Annotated in this window: 16 protein-coding genes and 3 tRNA genes; 12 read left to right on the top strand and 7 right to left on the bottom strand. The window is 70.7% G+C overall.

The window, feature by feature from the left end:
* Positions 1-394 precede the first annotated feature (394 nt).
* Positions 395-889, bottom strand: a complete 495-nt coding sequence (locus tag ABD817_RS12185; RefSeq protein ID WP_425583324.1) for an Asp23/Gls24 family envelope stress response protein — start codon at positions 887-889, stop codon at positions 395-397.
* Between the two features lie 229 nt (positions 890-1,118).
* On the opposite strand from ABD817_RS12185, the gene ABD817_RS12180 reads away from it, so the two are divergent.
* The gene (locus ABD817_RS12180; protein ID WP_344917932.1) at positions 1,119-1,895 is read left to right on the top strand and encodes a fumarylacetoacetate hydrolase family protein; all 777 of its coding nucleotides are present in this window, start codon (positions 1,119-1,121) and stop codon (positions 1,893-1,895) included.
* A 28-nt stretch (positions 1,896-1,923) separates the two neighbouring features.
* Positions 1,924-3,255, top strand: a complete 1,332-nt coding sequence (gltX, locus tag ABD817_RS12175) for a glutamate--tRNA ligase (RefSeq protein ID WP_344918106.1) — start codon at positions 1,924-1,926, stop codon at positions 3,253-3,255.
* Between the two features lie 246 nt (positions 3,256-3,501).
* Here the strand turns inward: gltX and ABD817_RS12170 are convergent, their stop codons facing one another.
* Together ABD817_RS12170 and ABD817_RS12165 are read right to left on the bottom strand one after the other, a co-directional pair.
* The gene (locus tag ABD817_RS12170) at positions 3,502-5,172 is read right to left on the bottom strand and encodes a carboxylesterase/lipase family protein (protein ID WP_344917931.1); all 1,671 of its coding nucleotides are present in this window, start codon (positions 5,170-5,172) and stop codon (positions 3,502-3,504) included.
* A gap of 116 nt (positions 5,173-5,288) precedes the next feature.
* Positions 5,289-7,268, bottom strand: a complete 1,980-nt coding sequence (locus ABD817_RS12165; RefSeq protein WP_344917929.1) for a M3 family metallopeptidase — start codon at positions 7,266-7,268, stop codon at positions 5,289-5,291.
* 175 nt (positions 7,269-7,443) lie between these two features.
* Here ABD817_RS12165 and ABD817_RS12160 point away from each other — a divergent pair.
* The 3 genes from ABD817_RS12160 (at position 7,444) to ABD817_RS12150 (ending at position 7,739) form a co-directional block, all read left to right on the top strand.
* A tRNA-Gln gene (locus ABD817_RS12160) sits at positions 7,444-7,515 on the top strand.
* Positions 7,516-7,577: 62 nt separating this feature from the next.
* Positions 7,578-7,653: transfer RNA gene (locus tag ABD817_RS12155), tRNA-Glu, on the top strand.
* A gap of 13 nt (positions 7,654-7,666) precedes the next feature.
* A tRNA-Glu gene (locus tag ABD817_RS12150) sits at positions 7,667-7,739 on the top strand.
* Between the two features lie 284 nt (positions 7,740-8,023).
* Here the strand turns inward: ABD817_RS12150 and ABD817_RS12145 are convergent.
* Positions 8,024-9,763, bottom strand: a complete 1,740-nt coding sequence (locus ABD817_RS12145; protein WP_344917927.1) for a hypothetical protein — start codon at positions 9,761-9,763, stop codon at positions 8,024-8,026.
* A gap of 175 nt (positions 9,764-9,938) precedes the next feature.
* Positions 9,939-10,655, bottom strand: a complete 717-nt coding sequence (locus ABD817_RS12140) for an IclR family transcriptional regulator (RefSeq protein ID WP_329085241.1) — start codon at positions 10,653-10,655, stop codon at positions 9,939-9,941.
* Positions 10,656-10,725: 70 nt separating this feature from the next.
* On the opposite strand from ABD817_RS12140, the gene leuC reads away from it, so the two are divergent.
* The 4 genes from leuC to ABD817_RS12120 all read left to right on the top strand — a co-directional run bounded on the left by leuC (position 10,726) and on the right by ABD817_RS12120 (position 13,398).
* Positions 10,726-12,102, top strand: a complete 1,377-nt coding sequence (gene leuC, locus ABD817_RS12135; protein ID WP_344917926.1) for a 3-isopropylmalate dehydratase large subunit — start codon at positions 10,726-10,728, stop codon at positions 12,100-12,102.
* Between the two features lie 12 nt (positions 12,103-12,114).
* Positions 12,115-12,702, top strand: coding sequence for a 3-isopropylmalate dehydratase small subunit (leuD, locus tag ABD817_RS12130; RefSeq protein WP_344917924.1), 588 nt, complete (start codon positions 12,115-12,117; stop codon positions 12,700-12,702).
* A complete protein-coding gene (locus tag ABD817_RS12125) occupies positions 12,681-12,935 on the top strand; it encodes an SCO5555 family protein (RefSeq protein ID WP_344917922.1) in 255 nt (84 codons plus the stop codon). The genes leuD and ABD817_RS12125 overlap by 22 nt, the downstream gene beginning before the upstream one ends.
* A gap of 163 nt (positions 12,936-13,098) precedes the next feature.
* Entirely contained in the window at positions 13,099-13,398 is a 300-nt protein-coding gene (locus ABD817_RS12120; protein ID WP_344917921.1) for an HU family DNA-binding protein, read from the top strand.
* 132 nt (positions 13,399-13,530) lie between these two features.
* Here ABD817_RS12120 and ABD817_RS12115 read toward each other — a convergent pair whose 3' ends face one another.
* Together ABD817_RS12115 and cofC are read right to left on the bottom strand one after the other, a co-directional pair.
* Complete coding sequence (locus ABD817_RS12115; protein WP_344917920.1) at positions 13,531-13,734, bottom strand: hypothetical protein; 204 nt, start codon at positions 13,732-13,734, stop codon at positions 13,531-13,533.
* An 89-nt stretch (positions 13,735-13,823) separates the two neighbouring features.
* Positions 13,824-14,519: a 2-phospho-L-lactate guanylyltransferase gene (gene cofC / locus ABD817_RS12110; RefSeq protein WP_344917919.1), complete on the bottom strand. Its 696-nt coding sequence runs from the start codon at positions 14,517-14,519 to the stop codon at positions 13,824-13,826.
* A 67-nt stretch (positions 14,520-14,586) separates the two neighbouring features.
* Here cofC and ABD817_RS12105 point away from each other — a divergent pair, with 67 nt between their 5' ends.
* The 3 genes from ABD817_RS12105 (at position 14,587) to ABD817_RS12095 (ending at position 17,843) form a co-directional block, all read left to right on the top strand.
* The gene (locus ABD817_RS12105) at positions 14,587-15,309 is read left to right on the top strand and encodes a lysophospholipid acyltransferase family protein (RefSeq protein ID WP_344917918.1); all 723 of its coding nucleotides are present in this window, start codon (positions 14,587-14,589) and stop codon (positions 15,307-15,309) included.
* Positions 15,310-15,589: 280 nt separating this feature from the next.
* Positions 15,590-16,600 carry an NAD(P)H-dependent glycerol-3-phosphate dehydrogenase gene (locus ABD817_RS12100; protein WP_344917917.1) on the top strand — a complete coding sequence of 337 codons (1,011 nt, stop codon included), beginning with the start codon at positions 15,590-15,592 and terminating at the stop codon, positions 16,598-16,600.
* A gap of 28 nt (positions 16,601-16,628) precedes the next feature.
* On the top strand, positions 16,629-17,843 hold the full coding sequence (locus tag ABD817_RS12095) for a trans-sulfuration enzyme family protein (RefSeq protein WP_344917916.1): 1,215 nt from the start codon (positions 16,629-16,631) through the stop codon (positions 17,841-17,843).
* The last annotated feature ends 45 nt before the right edge of the window (positions 17,844-17,888 follow it).

Genomic DNA, 17,888 nt, shown 5'->3' with positions numbered 1-17,888 from the left:
TCCGGCCTGCGCGTCGGCGCGGCCTTCTGCCGGGGTACGGCCGGTCTGCGGGACGGATCCTCGGGTCTGTGCGCGGGTATGGCCGTCGCCGGTGTCGGGACGGCCGATCTGCGGGCGGGACCCTCCGGCCCGCGCGCGGTCGTCTCGCCGCCGGGCTCCCCGTGTCGCGTGGGTCCGGTTGTCTCGCCGCAGGGTTCCCCACGCCGTGCGGGTCCGGTCGTCTCGCCGCCGGGCTTCCCGTGTGGCGCGGGAGCGTTCGTCTCGCGACCGGGTTTCCCGCCTCCGGACGCGGGCGTCCCGCGGCCGGGATCCGCCGGCGCCGGAGGCGTGACGGTCTCGCGGCCCGGGTCCTCGCGCTCGCGGCCCGGTCCCTTCGCGCCGCCTGCCGGGCCTCTCACTGGACGCGGGGCTCCGGCTCGGACGACTCCTCCGGCCTGTCCTTGTCCTGGCCGGGCATGTGGACGTCGGAGACCTTGATGTTGACCTCGGTGACCTCAAGGCCGGTCATGCGCTCGACCGCCGTGATCACGTTGCGGCGTACGGCGGCGGCCAGGTCGGGGATGGCGATCCCGTACTCGACGACCACCTCCAGGTCGGCGGCGGCCTGCCGCTCGCCCACCTCGACCGATACGCCCTGGGTGGCGCTCTTGTCGGCGCCGACCATCCCGCGTACCGCGCCGAGAGCGCGCGCCGGGCCCGCGCCCATGTTGTACACACCAGGGATCTCCCTGGCCGCGAGGCCCGCGATCTTCGATACGACCCCGCTGTCGATGGTGGTGGTCCCCTTTGGGGTGACCAGGCCACTCTGGGATCCGGGACTGTCGGTGCGAGCCCGGGGCACCGTGGCCTCGTCGCCCTTGGGCCTGTTCACCGTGCTGGCTTCAGTCACGTCCGTTCCTTCCCCCGAAGGAAGACCCTCTGGTCCCCCGACGCTTCTGAGGCGGTCATACCCCCCATATACATACAAATCAGGACATAGCTTTTCTTGGGGCAAACATGGCGGTATTGATAAAATCGGACTTGTAGCTGTTTTTGGGATGTACGACGTTGGTTCCCGGATGGTGGGGCGGGGACGCGGGACGGTCCGGCGGGACCCGGAGCCCGACTAGCCTTGTCGTGTGCGTATAGCGAGGTTCTCCACAGGAGACGGTGTCGGGTTCGGGGTGGTCGAGGGCGGCCCAGGGGAGGAGTTCATCTCCGGGATCTCCGGTCATCCGTTCGGGCCGATCCAGTTCACCGGCGAGCGATACTCGCTCTCCCAGGTCAAACTGGTCGCGCCCATGCTGCCCAGCAAGGTCGTCGCGATCGGCAAGAACTACGCCGACCACGCCCGGGAGATGGGCGGCGAGGTCCCCGACGAGCCACTGGTCTTCCTCAAGCCGTCGACCTCGGTGATCGGCTCGGGTGAGGCCATCGCCTACCCGACGGCGCTCTCCCAGCGGGTCGACTACGAGGGGGAGCTGGCGGTGGTGATCGGCAGGCTCTGCCGCGAGGTGCCCCGTGAGCGGGCGCACGAGGTCATCTTCGGCTACACCTGCGCCAACGACGTCACCGCGCGGGACCTGCAGAAGAAGGACGTCCAGTTCACCCGGGCCAAGGGCTTCGACACCTTCTGCCCCCTCGGCCCGTGGATCCAGACCGAGCTCGACCCGAGCGACGTCGGCATCGTCACGTCGGTGAACGGCGAGGTCAAGCAGAGCTCGCGCACCTCCAAGCTCATGTACGACATCCCCGCGCTGATCGCCCACGTGAGCGCGGTCATGACCCTGATCCCCGGTGACGTCATCCTCACCGGGACCCCCGACGGGGTCGGCCCGCTCAAGGTCGGCGACGAGGTCAGCGTTTTCATCGAAGGAATCGGCACTCTCAGCAACCGGGTGGTCTCCCGTGATTAGGGTTCGCTTCGCCCCCTCGCCGACCGGCATGTTCCATGTCGGCGGCGCCCGCTCCGCGCTGTTCAACTGGGCCCTGGCCGAGCAGACCGGCGGGAGGTTCGTGCTGCGCGTCGAGGACACCGACGCCGCGCGCAACCGGCCGGAATGGACCGACGGCATCATCTCGGCGCTCGCCTGGATCGGTATCAACGAGGACAGCCCGGTCTTCGAGGGCCCCTACTTCCAGTCGTCGTACGAGAAGCAGCACCGCGAGGCCGTGGCCGGGCTCGTCGCCGAGGGCCGGGCCTACTACTGCGCGTGCACCCGCGACGAGGTGAAGGCGCGCACCGGCTCCGAGCACCAGGGCTACGACGGCTTCTGCCGCGACCGGGGCCTGACCGAGGGCGCGGTCCGCTTCCGCACCCCGGACGAGGGTGCCACCGTGGTCCAGGACCTCGTCCGCGGCACCGTCGAGTTCCCCAACAACGCGATGGAGGACTTCGTCATCGCGCGTGGCGACGGCTCCCCGCTGTTCGTGCTGGCCAACGTCGTCGACGACGTCGAGATGCGGGTCAGCCACGTGGTCCGGGCCGAGGAGCACCTGTCCAACACCCCCAAGCAGCAGCTGCTCTGGGAGGCCCTCGGCGTCACCCCGCCCACCTGGGCGCACGTGCCGGTGATCGTCAACGAGAAGCGCCAGAAGCTGTCCAAGCGCCGTGACAAGGTCGCCCTGGAGTCCTACCGCGAGGAGGGCTACCTGGCCGAGGCGATGGTCAACTACCTGATGCTGCTCGGCTGGGGTCCCGGCGACGACCGGGAGATCATGCCCTGGGCGGAGATGGTGCCGCTGTTCAAGCTGGAGGACGTCAACCCCTCGCCGGCGTTCTTCGACGAGAAGAAGCTCCGCGCGTTCAACGGCGAGTACATCCGGGCGCTGCCCCTGGAGGAGTTCGCCGCCCGCTGCGAGCCGTGGCTGGAGCCCGGCTGGGACCGCGCGACCTTCGCCAAGGTCGCCGAGCTCGCCCAGACCCGCATCGCGGTCCTGTCCGAGATCACGGCGAACGTCGACTTCCTCTTCCTGGACGAGCCCGTCTTCGACGAGGCGTCGTGGGACAAGGCCATGAAGAACTCCGCCGTGGAGATCCTCACCGGCTACCTCGCCCGCCTGGAGACGGTCGACATGGACTCGGAATCGCTGAAGACCGCGCTGGAGGAGGTCGGCACCGAGCAGGGCCTCAAGCTCGGCAAGGCCCAGGCCCCCGTGCGGGTGGCCGTCACCGGCCGGACCGTGGGCCTGCCGCTGTTCGAGTCGATCGAGGTCCTTGGCCGCGAGCGCTCCATCGAGCGCCTCCGCGCCGCCCTCGCGAGGCTCCAGGCCTGACCGGATCCTCGCGGGCCGGGAAGGCTCTCCGGGCTCGGCCGGGTCTCCGGACCGGGCCGCGAGGGCCCAGGGTTCCAGTCTGACGGCCCGCCCCCGGGTTGTGCCCGGGGGCGGGCCGTCGCCTTCTCCGTCGGCTCCCGACGGCCGTGAGAGGTGATCTCGGGACGGGGAGCCGGGAGGGCGCCCCCGTTCCGCTCACCGTCCGGCGAGGTTCACCGTCCGGCGAGGTTCACCACCCGGCGGGGTTCATCGTCCGGCGAGCTCGTCCCAGAAGGCGAGGTTGTGGGCCGAGGCGCGGTCGAAGGGCTTGACACCGCCTCTCCCCGGGGCCAGCTCCTGCACGTACGGCGTGTCGTCGGCGGGGTGTACGCGCTTCCAGACGGGCAGGCCCGGCCGGTTCGGGTCGCCGGAGGCGGCGAACCTCGACCAGTAGTCGATCATCGTGTCCCCGAGCCGCCGCTGCGCGGGGGTGAGCGGGGTGGACTCCCAGCCGACCCCGAACAGGAACGACAGCTCGGAGCCGTGCGCGGCCAGCGGCTTGACCTCGTGCCTCAGCGGGAAGAGCGCGGGCGCCGTACGGTCGGTGAACTCGTAGGAGTAGGTCGGCACGTGCCGGGCGAACCGCCGGTCGGTGTCGCGCGCCTGCCAGGCCCAGTCCAGGTCGCTCATGATGGCGGCCACCGCCTGGAGGGGCGGGCCGTCGTGGGCGTCCACCGGATACCGGGCCAGGATGCCGGGCCCCAAGGCACCGAACGTGGTGTTGACCTTGAGCTCGTAGTCCTCCGCCGTCAGCGGTTCCTCGAAGATCATCGACGTGAACATCGTGCCCTCGTCCCGGGTGATGCCGGTCAGCACCGGCACCCGGTGGAAGCGGCCCTCTTTGAGCACCTTCGCCGGATCCTCGGGCAGCACCGCGTTGCCGTACCCCGGCAGCGGGAGGACGGGTACGGCGAGCAGGTCGGCCACCGGCTTGCCCCGCAGGCAGGCGAGCGCGGTCCCCGGGTCGGCGCACCCCAGCAGGGAGGCCAGATACTGCCCGTAGCCCTCGTAGGAGGCCCTGGGCAGCCACAGGGGCACGTCCAGGACCGGCTTCAGCGGGGTGCCCTCGAAGCTCCCCGCCCCGCACGGGGTGCTCTGGGCGATCACCCGGTGGAACAGCCCGGCCGCCGAGGGGGAGGTGAGCTGCGCGCACACCGCGTGCGACCCCGCGGACTCGCCGGCCAGGGTGACGTTGCGCGGGTCGCCGCCGAAGGCCGCCGCGTTGCGCCGCACCCAGCGCAGGGCCGCCTGCTGGTCCTCGATCCCGAACGCCCCCGAGTCCTCGAACGCCGGATGCCCGAAGAACCCGAGCATTCCCAGCCGGTAGTTGACCGTCACCACCACGACGTCGCCCCGCACGGCCAGCCTGCCTGCGTCGTAGTCGCTGCCCGCCCCCTTCGTGAAGCTCCCGCCGTGCAGCCACACCACGACCGGCCTGAGGCGGTTCCCGCCGTCCCGCGTGGGAGTGGTCACGTTGAGATAGAGGCAGTCCTCCGCCGCGCTCGCCGGCAGCCCCCAGTCGTCGGTGTTCTGCGCGCACCGGCTGCCGGGCGCGGTGGCGTCGCGCACCCCCTGCCACGGGGCGACGGCCTGCGGCGACCGCCAGCGCAGCTCCCCGACCGGGGGCGCGGCGTACGGGATGCCCTGGAAGAGCCGGCGGTCACCGGCCTCCACGCCCCTCACCCACCCGGCGTCGGTACGGACCGTCGTGCCCCTGCCCGTCCCGGCCAGGGAGGTCGGCGAGGTCGGCGAGGTCACGGCTCCTCGCGTGTCGTGCTCCACCCGCCGGGCCGCGGCCGGGTCCGCGGCTCCGAGCACCAGGGCTCCCGCCAGACCGGCGACGAGGGCGGTACCGATCCTGTTCCAAGGTCGTCTCATGACCTTTACGATGCCCGCCGCGCGCGCCGCGCACATTGGCTCCGCGCGCATCGCCGGGGTGGGGGAAACCACACCCCGGCGATGCGCGAAGGGCCACGCGGGCAGGGGTTGTACGGCTATACCTGCAGGCCGCGGCGCTTCAGCAGGGGCTCGATGCGCGGGTCGCGCCCCCGGAAGTCGCGGAAGGCGTCCATCACGTCCCGCGAGCCGCCGACCGACAGCAGGGTGGAGCGGAAGTGGTCGCCGTTCCCGCGCCCGAGGCCGCCGTTCTCCTCGAACCAGTCGACGCTCTCGGCGTCGAGCACCTCACTCCAGATGTAGGAGTAGTAACCGGCGCTGTAGCCGCCCACCCCGCTGAAGAAGATGTGGGCGAAGTAGTTGGTCCGGTAGCGGGGCCGGACGAGGCCGAGGGTGATCCCGGCGCGCTCCAGGGCCGCGTTCTCGAACGCCTCGGCGTCCTCGACGGTCTTGCCCCGGGCCAGTTTGTGCCAGGACCAGTCGAGCAGAGCCGCCGCGAGATACTCGACGGTGGCGAAGCCCTGGTTGAACCTCTCGGCGGCCTTCATCTTCTCCAGGAGCTCCGCGGGCACGGACTCGCCGGTCTCGTGGTGCCTGGCGAAGTTGGCGAGGATCGACGGCCAGGTGGCCCACATCTCGTTGACCTGCGAGGGATACTCCACGAAGTCACGCGGCACCGCCGTGCCGGAGACCCGGGGGAAGCGCACGTCGGAGAACAGGCCGTGCAGGGCGTGGCCGAACTCGTGGAAGGCGGTGTTGACCTCGTCGAACGTGAGCAGCGTCGGCCCCTCGGCGGGCTTGGTGATGTTGAGGTTGTTCATCACCACGGGCCGCTCGTCGAACAGGTGCGACTGGTCGACCAGGTTGTTCATCCAGGCGCCGCCGCGCTTGGTGGGCCGGGCGTAGGGGTCGAACAGGAACAGGCCGAGCGGGGAGCCGTCGGCGTCGAACACCTCGAAGACCCGCACGTCCGGGTGGTATCCGGCCAGGTCGTCCCGCTCGGAGAAGGTGACCCCGTACAGCTCGCCCGCCGCGTGGAAGACACCGTCGCGCAGCACCCGGTCCAGTTCGAAGTACGGGCGCAGGTCGGCGCCGTCGAAGTCGTACCGGGCCTTGCGCACCCGCTCCGCGTAGAAGGACCAGTCCCACGGCTCGATGGGGAAACCGGCCTGCTCGCTCAGCGCCTCGGCCTCCCTGCGGGCGTTGGCCACCGCCGGGCCCACCAGCTTGCCGAGCATCTCCTCGACGGCCTCGGTGGTCTTGGCCGTCTGGTCGGCGACGGAGTAGGCGGCGTGGCTGGGATAGCCGAGCAGCGCCGCCCGCTCGGCGCGGAGCGTCGCCATCCTGGCCGCCAGCTCGAAGTTCTCCGGGGCCCGGCCCGTGGACAGCTCGTACAGCCTCCTGCGGGTCTCCCTGTTGGTCAGCTCCGCGAGGGCGGGCTGGTTGGTGTGGTTGAACAGCGTCAGGACGTACGAGCCGTCCTTCTCGATCGCCTTGATCGTGCTCTCGGAGAGGCCGTCCAGCAGGGCGGCGTCCTCGACGACCAGCGCGGAGTCCGTGGAGGCCGTCAGCAGGTTCTGGGAGAAGGTCGTGGAGAGCCTGGTCAGCTCCTCGTTGAGCTCCCTGAGACGCTCCTGGTCGGCCTCGGACAGGTCGGCCCCGGCCCTGACGAAGTCGACGCGGTACTTCTCCAGCAGCCACGCCTCCTCGGCGTCGTCGGTGGTCACCTGCTTGATCCGGGCGTACAGGGGGCGGTTCAGGCGGATGGAGTCGGCATGCTGGCTCAGCCTGGGGGAGACCTGGGTCTCGATCTCCCGGATGCCGTCGGTCGCGTCGGAGGCGGAGATGCTGAAGAAAACGGTGACGGTCCGATGGAGGATCCGTCCCGAGCGTTCCAGCGCCTCGATCGTGTTGGCGAACGTCGGGGGCGCCGGATTCTCGGTGATCTCCCGCACCTCACGCAGCTGGTCGGCCATGCCGCGCTCCAGGGCGGGAAGGTAGTGCTCCTCCCTGACCTGGGCGAACGGCGGCAGGCCGTAGGGAAGCTCGCTGGGGGTGAAGAACGGGTTGTCGGTCAAGGCGGAAACTCCTCACATGCGGTTGGATCTCTCCGGCAGCGTTACACAGTTGACCTTCGTGGCGGCAGCCCGGTGATACCGCGATTCGGCCCACGGCAATCGTTTTGGTCTTGACCCCCAACCTGGGCTATTCTTTCGGAGTCGCCAGCGAGTCCCGCAAGGGGGTCCAGCGCGGTGGGGTATGGTGTAATTGGCAACACGGCTGATTCTGGTTCAGTTGTTCTAGGTTCGAGTCCTGGTACCCCAGCTGCATCTTCCCTGGAAGATGCCGCAGATTCGGTCCCCTCCGAATCTGATGACAGTGTGTAGGGTCCCGTCGTCTAGTGGCCCAGGACGCCGCCCTCTCAAGGCGGTAGCGCCGGTTCGAATCCGGTCGGGACTACCACTGTCTCTCGCAAGGCTCCGTCGTCTAGTGGCCTAGGACGCCGCCCTCTCAAGGCGGTAGCGCCGGTTCGAATCCGGTCGGGGCTACATCGCGGACCCCGGAAGCAACGGCTTCCGGGGTTTTTGCTTTTCCGGATTTACTCGAAATTCCCGCGCTCCCCTTCGCGTTTTCGCGCTTCCCCCGCGAGCGGACGCCGGTGACCGTCCGGTGCCGCTCATCCAATACCGTGCAGGGTACGTAATCCGTACTCAGGCGTCCCCGGTCCCGCTCCCGGATGGCTTCGACGCTGACCCCGACCCCGGATGGCCCCGGCCCCTGCCGATCCCGTCTCCGGTCCCGGAGCCGGGTGACAGGCTCCGGGACCGGGGGGCTAGTTCTGTCCCGAGCGGGCCTTGAACAGGGCCCGCTTGGCGGCCTTGCCCACCTGCTTGTCCGGGTGGGCCTTGCCGATCGCCTCCAGCAGCTCCTCGAGGTGCGGGTGCGGCACCTTCCAGATCACTTCGAGCAGGCTGACCAGATTCGGCACGTTGCCGATGTCGTCGAGACTGCTGACGAACTCCGGGCGGCCGAGACCGGCGGAGATGGTCAGCATGTCGAGGATGAGCCAGTGGGTGTCGGCCTGGGTGGGCGTGGGAGCGTCCTCGACGCCCAGCTGGGCCAGGTGGGTGGCCGCGTACGGGCGCAGGGACGGCTCGTCGAGGGCCTCCCGCCACGCGGGCACGGCCACGTCGCCGAGCGAACCGACCATGCTGGCCGCCTGGACCCGGATCAGCGCGTCCGCGTCGTCCTCGGCCGCGGCCTCCAGCAGGTCCTTGGCGGCCTGCTCGGGGGCGCGCAGCTCCATCCAGGCCGCGAACTCGGCGTCCGCCTCCTCCTCGGGAAGCTCGGCGCCGAAGGAGAGCAGGTCGTGGGCCGTCATCGCGTCGATGGCGGGCCGGGCGTCCAGCTCGATGTCGGCGTCGTCCACGAGGTGGACCACGCCCTCCATGCCGAGCGGCGTGAGCCGCACCTGGTCGTGCTCGACCTCGACCATGCCGTATCCGGTCAGCCAGTCGAGCACGGGGTTGAGCGGGTCGCCGTACTGCGCGGTGGCGGCGGTCCAGGCCTCGGTGCCCAGGTCGTCGTACTCGGCGGCGGCCTCGGCCAGCTCGACGCGGAGGTCGGCCAGCGGCTTCGAGCCCGTCGCCAGCAGCACCCGGACCAGCAGCGCCCTGGTCAGCCCGGACAGGGCGATCGTGGCCTCCTCGTCCTCCAGCTCGGGGTCGCCGTAGTCGATGGAGTGCAGGCCCGCCATCCACGCGTCGAGGGCGTCGTCGTCCTCCTCGAAGGGCCACTCCGCGGTGTCGGCGTCGACGCTGACGGTGTCCTCCCCCTCGGGCTGGAGGAAGTCGAGGTCGATCGCGAGGTTCCAGATGTTCCAGAGGGCGGGGACGGAGTCGGCCAGCGACGCGCCGTCCTTCTCGGGGACCGGGAGTTTCAGGACCGCCAGGGCCTCGGCGATCTCGGTGTCGTCGAGCAGGCTCGTCTCGCCCACCCGGCGCTCGGAGCCGACCCAGACCGCGAGGTCGCGGGCCTTGGCGATCAGGGTCGTCCCGCGGGTGGCCTCGGCCAGCTCGCTGTCCGGACGGAGCCTGATCGTCGGCAGCTCGGAGAGCTCGTCGGCGAACGGCTCGAAGTCGCCGAGCCCCTCGGACTCCTCCTCGTCGTACTCCTCGTCCTCGTCCTCCTCGACGACGAGATCCTCCATGGCGTCGACGAAGTCGTCTTCGAGGCGGTCGAGCTCGGCGAGCAGGTCGCCCAGCGAGGCGGAGCCCTTGGCCAGGCGGTCGGACTCCGACAGGAAGGTCAGGTAGGCGCGGATCGCGGGCACCATGCCGTCGGCGGCGGCGTCGGGGTCCTCGACGACCTGCGGCATCCGATCGAGGAGCACCGTGCGGAGGTCGGACTGCTTCCAGCGGCCGACGTCGTCGGAGGCGATCAGGCGGTGCCACAGCGCGACAGAGCCGACCAGATTGGAATCGCTGCCGGGCGCGTTCTCACGCGCCCAGAGGATGAAGTTTTGGAGCAGGGGACGCAGTTCAGCCGCGGCTGCCTCGATGCGATCTGTCACCTTCCCAGCCTAGGGGGCCGCAGGGGTGCTCGCCTCCTCATATCGCCCACCGGTCGGACGGTGTCAGCCGTCGCCGCCCCCTCCGATCCGGCGATCCGCCCTCCGGGGGCGGACGCGGCCCCCGGCGGACCATCAGCAGGCCATCAGCAGGCCCCGGCAGGCCCCCCGCAGGCTCTCAGTTGGCGCGGCGCATCGACTCGGTGATCCGCTCGGCGGCGGTGACCACGGGGGCGGCGTGGAGGCGGCCGGGGGTGCGGGTCAGGCGCTCGATCGGGCCGGAGACCGACACCGCGGCGACGACCTTGCCGCCCGCGCCCCTGATCGGCGCCGAGACGCTGGCCACGCCCTGCTCGCGCTCGCCGACGCTGTGCGCCCAGCCCCTGCGCCGTACGCTCGCCAGGGTGGCCGCGGTGAACTTGGCCCCGCGCAGGCCCCGGTGCAGGCGGTCGGGCTCCTCCCAGGCGAGCAGGATCTGCGCCGCCGAACCGGCGAGCATCGGCAGCGCCGAGCCGACCGGCACGGTGTCGCGCAGCCCGCTGGCGCGCTCGGCGGCGGCCACGCAGACCCGCTCGTCACCCTGGCGACGGTAAAGCTGCGCGCTCTCCCCGGTCAGGTCCCTGAGCTGGGTGAGAACCGGAGAGGCGACGGCGAGCAGACGGTCCTCGCCCGCGGCCGTGGACAACTCGGACAGGCGCGGGCCCAGCACGAATCGGCCCTGTGTGTCACGGGAGACGATGCGGTGGTGCTCCAGCGCGACGGCCAGCCGGTGGGCGGTGGGCCGTGCCAGGCCGGTGGCCTGAACGAGCTGTGCGAGGGACGCCGGGCCTGCTTCGAGGGCATTGAGCACGAGGACGGCCTTGTCGAGTACGCCGACTCCGCTAGAGTTGTCCATACACCGATACTGCCGTCTCGACATATGAGAAAGCAAGTGGGAGTGGGACAGCCGATCGCAAGGAGGCGACATGGGCCGCACGCTCGCGGAGAAGGTATGGGAGCAGCACGTCGTGCGACGTGCCGAGGGAGAACCCGACCTGCTCTACATCGACCTGCACCTCATTCACGAGGTCACGAGCCCGCAGGCGTTCGACGGCCTGCGCCTGGCCGGCCGCCCCATCCGGCGGCCCGACCTCACCGTCGCCACCGAGGACCACAACGTCCCGACCGTACGCGGTCCCATCAGCGACCCGGTGTCGCGGGTGCAGGTCGAGACGCTGCGCAAGAACTGCGCGGAGTTCGGCGTCCGGCTGTATCCAATGGGTGACGCGGGTCAGGGTGTGGTCCACATCATCGGCCCGCAGTTCGGCCTCACCCAGCCCGGCATGACGATCGTGTGTGGTGATTCTCACACCTCCACCCACGGTGCCTTCGGCGGCATCGCGTTCGGCATCGGCACCTCCGAGGTCGAGCACGTGCTGGCCACCCAGACGCTGCCCGCCTACCGGCCGAAGACGATGGCCATCGAGGTCTCCGGCGAGCTGCCGCCCGGCGTCACGGCCAAGGACCTGATCCTGGCGATCATCGCCAAGATCGGCACCGGCGGCGGCCAGGGCTACATCGTCGAGTACCGAGGCGAGGCCGTCCGCAAGCTCTCCATGGAGGGCCGGATGACCATCTGCAACATGTCCATCGAGGCGGGCGCCCGCGCGGGCCTGATCGCTCCGGACGAGACCACCTTCGAGTACCTCAAGGGCCGTCCGCACGCGCCGTCCGGCGCCGACTGGGACGCCGCGGTCGCGTACTGGAAGTCGCTGGTGACCGACGAGGACGCCGTCTTCGACACCGTCGTGGAGATCGACGCCGCGACGCTGACCCCGTTCGTCACCTGGGGCACCAACCCCGGCCAGGGCGCCCCGCTGGGGACGTCCGTGCCGCGCCCCGAGGACACCGACGACCCGGCCGCCGCCGCCCGCGCCCTGGAGTACATGGGACTGACCGCGGGCACCCCGCTCCGCGAGGTCCAGGTCGACACGGTCTTCGTGGGCTCCTGCACCAACGGGCGCCTGGAGGACCTGCGTGCCGTGGCCGACGTGCTGCGCGGGCGCCGGGTCGTCACGCGCACGCTGATCGTGCCCGGCTCGATGCTGGTCAAGCTCCAGGCCGAGCAGGAGGGGCTGCACGAGGTCTTCAAGGAGGCGGGCGCCGAATGGCGTGAGGCCGGTTGTTCCATGTGCCTGGGCATGAACCCCGACACCCTCACCCCCGGCGAGCGCAGCGCCTCGACCTCCAACCGCAACTTCGAGGGACGTCAGGGCAAGGGCGGCCGTACGCACCTCGTGTCCCCGCAGGTCGCCGCCGCGACCGCCGTCACCGGCAAACTCACCGCGCCCGCCGACCTGTAAGGAGTCCTCGCGATGGAAGCGTTCGTCACCCACACCGGCCGGGCCGTGCCGCTGCGCCGCAGCAACGTCGACACCGACCAGATCATCCCCGCCGTCTGGCTCAAGCAGGTCAGCCGGACCGGTTTCGAGAAGGGCCTGTTCTCCGCCTGGCGCGAGGACCCCGCCTTCGTCCTGAACGACCCCGCCCACGAGGGCGCCACGATCCTGCTCGCCGGACCCGACTTCGGCACCGGCTCCTCCCGCGAGCACGCGGTCTGGGCCCTGCAGCAGTACGGGTTCCGCGTCGTGATCGCGGCCCGCTTCGGGGATATCTTCCGTAATAACTCCACCAAGATGGGCCTGCTCCCGGTCGTCCTGCCGGGCGAGGTCGTCGAGGCCCTGCAGACCGCGGTGGAGGCGGACCCCACCCTGGAGATCACCGTCGACCTGGGAGAACGCCAGGTTCGCTGGGGCGGCGAGGTCGTCGCCTTCGAGATCGACGACTACACGCGCTGGCGGCTCACGGAGGGCCTGGACGACATCGGGCTGACCCTGCGCAACGCCGATGCCATAGGGGCATACGAGAATGGTCGGCAGCCATGGCTGCCGACGACCGTCTGACGAGTTCAGAAGACGAGCTGGCGTGGCGGTTGCGCGAGGCGCACCGCCGCGTCCGGTCCCTGCCCGTCCCCGCCGAGGAGAGAAAACGTCTCGCCCGGCGTCTTCTGGCCATCTGCGATATGGCCAAACGCGACCTCGAACACGCCGCCGGGCGTCTTGATTTGTTCCTTCTCAGCATTGATGTCGTGGTTTCAGATACGCCAAGCACTGGAAACATTGCGGAAGGTGATTGAGTCATACGGCTCCGTCCCCTAATTTCAAGCGGGCAAGGGGTTTCTCATCGTGATCGTTGATGAGAGATCTGTGATGAGACCCCTCGCCGTGACAAATCGGGTGAGACGGGTTTTCTGCCTCGTGACCCACTCCCGGACATCGGTAAGCAGGGGGAGCAACCTTATGAACAAAAAGGAACTCGTCGACGCCATCGCGGATCGGGTGGGCGACAAGAAGACGGCCACCGAGGCCGTGAACGCGGTGCTCGACGCCATCCAGACCGCCGTCGCGAACGGCGACAAGGTCTCGATCACGGGGTTCGGCGCTTTCGAGATGGTGCACAAGCCGGCCCGCACCGCCCGCAACCCCTCGACGGGTGCCGAGATCCGCGTCGCCGAGAGCTGGGGGCCGAAGTTCCGGCCGGGCTCCGACTTCAAGGACCTCGTCAACACCGGCGGCAAGAAGGCGTCGAAGAAGAGGTAGGCGTCGGGCACAGGCGCCCGGCCTCCCGCGACGGGAGTCCGGGCGCCCGGCTTTTCCGCCGGGCCCGGTGCGGGGCTCGCCTGAGATTTGTCCCGAGGTCTGTCCGGGGGCGTCCACCGGACGCCGGGGCGGCTATCCGGGCAGGGGGAAGGTCGAGAGGGTCACGTAGGTGACGTCGTCGCCGTCCATCACGATGTTGACCCGCTGGCCGGATCTGAGCAGTCGCAGCGGCCCCGCGTCGAACGCCGCCGTGCCGAACGGGATCTGGGTCCCGTCGTCCAGGAACACCGACCCCGACCGGGTCGCCGGGTCGAAGTCCCGCACCGTCGCCTGCATCCGCCCAGCCTAACCCCCGCCCGCGGACCCGCCCCGCCCGAACCGCTTCCCTCCGAACCCGCGCGTCCGTTCGTCCGGCCGTTCCCGCTTCACCCGCCGATCGGGCCGGACGCCCGCCCGCCGTCCCGGTTCGACGCCGAGATCCTCTCCGCCATCGCCAGCGTGCGGGGGCCGACGCCGAGGGCGAGCGCCAGGCGCAGGTCGTCCGGGGTGTCCACGTCGTGGCGGACCGACTCCACCCCCTCCACGAAGAGCTCCTTGGCGCCGCGCCGCAGGTGCCGTTCCCGCGACTCGCCGCCGAACCCCGGTGTGAAGGGCACCCCCGGCCGTACGCCGTAGAAGGTCGTGCCGATCTCGGCGGCGTCGGGCAGGAACACCTGGTCGAACTCCGCGGCGGCGGTCAGCACGCGGGACAGCTCCGCCGGGCGCAGGGCCGGGAGGTCGGCCTGCAGGGCGCCGACGGCGTCATCGGGCGCCAGCCGCACCGCCTCCAGGGCGCCGTGCCGCAGGGCGGCGTTCAGCCCCGCCTCCGGGTCGCCGACGACGTGCGCGCCGATCTCGCCGAGCGCCTCCGCGGCCACCGGGTCGCCCGTCACCACGACCAGCCGCGCGACGAGAGCGCAGCTCAGCGCGGCCTCGACGGTGTCGCAGGCGATCGCCACGGCCAGCGCGGCCCGGTGCGGGCCCGCCGCGGCCGACAGGCGGGTCTTGGCGGCGACCAGTGTCTTGACCGGGACGACGAGGGTCCAGCCGGAGTTTTCCGAAGCAGACATAGCCTTAAGCATCCCGCCTCGACATTCCCCGGAGCCAACCGGGAGACTTGGGGCGCATCCCGCTCAGATGGAGGAGCCCATGAGACGCCCCGGATGGCCTTCGCGATTCTGGGTCGCCTTCGCCGTTGTGATCGTCAAGCCGATCTCCTGGCTCCTGGTCAAGAAGGACTGGCGCCGCAGCGACCGCCTCCCCAGGACGGGCGGGATCATCATGGTGACCAACCACCTGTCGTGGCTGGATCCCATCCTCGTCGCGCACTTCCTCTACAACCACGGCCGCTGGCCGACGATCCTCGCCAAGTCGGGCCTGTTCTCGGTGCCGCTGGTCGGCCCCCTGGTGAGGGCGCTGCAGGCCATCCCGGTCTACCGGGGGAGCGCCGACGCGGTGCGCTCGCTGGAGGAGTCGCGGCGGCGGCTCGCCGCCGGGGCGTGCGTGATGTTCTACCCGGAGGGCACCTGCACCCGTGACCCGGACTTCTGGCCGATGGAGGGCAAGACCGGCGCGGCCAGGCTCGCGCTGGCCACCGGCGCGACGGTGATCCCCGTCGCCCACTGGGGAGCCCAGGAGATCCTGCCGTACGGCGCCAAGAGGCCCCGCCTGCTGCCGCGCAAGACCTTCCACGTGCAGACGGGGCCGCCGGTCGACCTGTCGAAGTACGCGCTGCGCGACGGGGAGCCGCTCTCCGCCGACGTGCTGCGCGAGGCGACCGCCGACATCATGGCGGCGATCACGGCTCAGCTGGCCGAGATCCGCGGGGAGAAGGCACCCGAGACGCCGTTCAAGCGACCGTCCGACAACTGACTTCGGCGTACGGTGTTGACATCCTCCCCTCCCCGAAGGGAGGGGGTTCCCACGGTCGCCCGTGAGAGTTCCTGATTCACCACCGGTCGCCCGCCAGGAGAAATCCCTTGAGGTCCTACCCCAGCTCCACAGGCGTCTCACCGCTCCGCCATCCCGGCGGCCAGGACGCCGCCGGTCATCCCCGCGGTGACCTGGTGACCGCCGTCGCCGAACCGTACGGCGCCGTGCCGCGCCCTCTCCCTCGCCCCGAGGCGGGGGTTTCCACGCCCGAGGAGAACCGATGACCAAGGCGGCTGTATTCGGCACGGGCTCGTGGGGGACGACCTTCGGCATGATCCTCGCCGGGGCGGGCACCCGGACGACGCTGTGGGGCCGCAGGCCGGAGGTCGTCGAGGCGATCGACCGGCGGCACGAGAACCCCGACTACCTGCCGGGCGCGGTGCTGCCCGAGACGCTGCGCGCCACCACCGACCCCGCCGAGGCCCTCGACGGCGCCGACTTCGTGGTGCTCGCGGTGCCCTCCCAGAGCCTGAGGGAGAACCTGACCCGCTGGAGGCCGCACCTGCCGCCCGACGCGGTGCTGGTCAGCCTGATGAAGGGCATCGAGCTGGGCACCACCAAGCGGATGAGCGAGGTGATCTGCGAGGTCGCCGAGGTGCCTCAGGAGCGGGTCGCGGTGGTGTCGGGCCCCAACCTGGCCGGTGAGATCGTCCGGGGCCAGCCGGCCGCCACCGTGGTCGCCTGCACCGACGAGCGGGCGATGGAGCGCCTCCAGGCGGCCTGCTACCTGCCACCCTGGTTCCGCCCGTACACCAACCCCGACGTCATCGGGGTCGAGCTCGGCGGGGCCGTCAAGAACGTGATCGCCCTCGCGGTCGGCATCTCGGCGGGGATGGGGCTCGGCGACAACGTCGGGGCGATGCTGATGACGCGCGGGCTGGCCGAGATCTCCCGGCTGGGTACGGTGCTCGGCGCGGACCCGCACACCTTCGCGGGCCTCGCGGGCATGGGCGATCTGGTGGCGAGCTGTACATCCCCACTGGCACGGAACCGTACTTTCGGTGAGAATCTTGGGCGGGGCATGACGCTGGCCGAGGTCATCGCCACCACGAAACAGACCGTCGAGGGGGTCAAGTCCTGCGAGTCGGTGCTGGAACTGGCCAGAAAACACGACGTGGAGATGCCGATCACCGAGGTGGTGGTCGCCGTCGTCCACGACGCGATGCCCCCCAGCGAGGCCGGGGTGCTCCTGATGTCGCGGACTCCCAAGCCGGAACGATACGGCCTGTGAACGGACGGCGTGGTCGATGAACAGACGGATGCGCAGACGCAAGGGCGAGAACACCCGGTCGGTGCACCTGCCCGCTCCCGAGACGCCCCGGCAGACCCCCCTCGGCCTTCCCGTGTGGCGCAACTCCGCGTGGGGCTTCGGCGACTCCGCCGGGTACGCCGAGGTGTTCGACGAGAAGGGGCCCGGTTACGCGTACGGCCGGATCGACAATCCCACCACCGCCGCCTTCGCCTCGGCGGTGGCCTCCCTGGAGGGCGCCGCGGCGCCCGAGGACGTGGCGGGGCAGGCGTTCGCCTCGGGGATGGCCGCCGTCAACGCGGTCCTGATGACGTTCCTGCGCGCGGGCGCGCACATCGTGGCCCCTGTCCCGCTGTACGACGGGACCCACTCGCTGATCACGAACGTGCTGGCCAGGTTCGGGGTTAGTGCGGACTTCGTCGGCTACGGCGAGCTCGCCAGGGTACGGGCGGCGATCAAGCCCAACACGAAGATCATCTATGCGGAGACGCTGTCCAACCCCACCATGGCCGTCTCCGACATCCGGGGCCTCTACCGGATCGCCCGCGCCGCGGGGGCGCTGCTGGTGGTCGACTCCACCTTCGCCACCCCGATCGTGTGCCGTCCCCTCGAACACGGCGCCGACCTGGTGATCCACTCCGCGACCACGTATCTCGGCGGCCACGACGACTGCGCCGGAGGCGTGGCGGTGGGCCGCCCCGACCTGATCGCCCAGCTGCGCGAGTTCCGGATCGACACCGGCGGCACCCTCTCCCCCGACGACGCGTTCCTGCTCCGCCGGGGGCTGGAGACCCTGCCGCTGCGGGTCCGCCGGATGTGCTCCACCGCGATGGTCTTCGCCGCCGCCGTGGCCAAGCACCCCGCCGTACGCCATGTCGACTACCCGGGGCTGCCCGGACACCCCGGCCACCAGCTCGCCAGGCACCTGTTCGACTCCGGCCCCGAGGGCACCAGGTACGGCGCCTGCGTGACGGTCACCCCGCGCGGCGGCTACGGCGCGGGAGTGGCCCTCGCCGACGCCCTCAAGCTCGTCTCGATCGCCACCTCCGCCGGAGGAACCCGTACCAAGGCCGCGCACGTGGCCTCGGCCACCCAGCGGCGGCTCGGTGAGGAGCCGGGGGTCGACGCGGCGGCGGTCAGGTTCTCCATCGGGCTGGAGGACGCCGAGGATCTCATCATGGACGTGACCAAGGCGCTCGACTCACTACCCGCATCGGGTAGGTAGGCGCGTCTAACAGCCGGATTGCCCCCTAACAGGGGGTACATTCGG

The organism is Streptosporangium oxazolinicum (assembly GCF_039537505.1).
GTDB lineage: Bacteria > Actinomycetota > Actinomycetes > Streptosporangiales > Streptosporangiaceae > Streptosporangium > Streptosporangium oxazolinicum.
The sequence above is the reverse complement of the archived record's forward strand: the minus strand, read 5'-3'. Positions and strand labels throughout refer to the sequence as shown.

Coding starts and splice junctions, on each gene's coding strand:
- ABD817_RS12095 (WP_344917916.1), top strand. CDS start 16,629: ATGCGCAGACGCAAGGGCGAGAACACCCGGTCGGTGCACCTGCCCGCT.
- ABD817_RS12105 (WP_344917918.1), top strand. CDS start 14,587: ATGAGACGCCCCGGATGGCCTTCGCGATTCTGGGTCGCCTTCGCCGTT.
- leuD (WP_344917924.1), top strand. CDS start 12,115: ATGGAAGCGTTCGTCACCCACACCGGCCGGGCCGTGCCGCTGCGCCGC.
- ABD817_RS12170 (WP_344917931.1), bottom strand. CDS start 5,172: ATGAGACGACCTTGGAACAGGATCGGTACCGCCCTCGTCGCCGGTCTG.
- ABD817_RS12125 (WP_344917922.1), top strand. CDS start 12,681: ATGGCTGCCGACGACCGTCTGACGAGTTCAGAAGACGAGCTGGCGTGG.
- ABD817_RS12115 (WP_344917920.1), bottom strand. CDS start 13,734: ATGCAGGCGACGGTGCGGGACTTCGACCCGGCGACCCGGTCGGGGTCG.
- cofC (WP_344917919.1), bottom strand. CDS start 14,519: ATGCTTAAGGCTATGTCTGCTTCGGAAAACTCCGGCTGGACCCTCGTC.
- ABD817_RS12140 (WP_329085241.1), bottom strand. CDS start 10,655: ATGGACAACTCTAGCGGAGTCGGCGTACTCGACAAGGCCGTCCTCGTG.
- ABD817_RS12100 (WP_344917917.1), top strand. CDS start 15,590: ATGACCAAGGCGGCTGTATTCGGCACGGGCTCGTGGGGGACGACCTTC.
- gltX (WP_344918106.1), top strand. CDS start 1,924: ATGTTCCATGTCGGCGGCGCCCGCTCCGCGCTGTTCAACTGGGCCCTG.
- leuC (WP_344917926.1), top strand. CDS start 10,726: ATGGGCCGCACGCTCGCGGAGAAGGTATGGGAGCAGCACGTCGTGCGA.
- ABD817_RS12120 (WP_344917921.1), top strand. CDS start 13,099: ATGAACAAAAAGGAACTCGTCGACGCCATCGCGGATCGGGTGGGCGAC.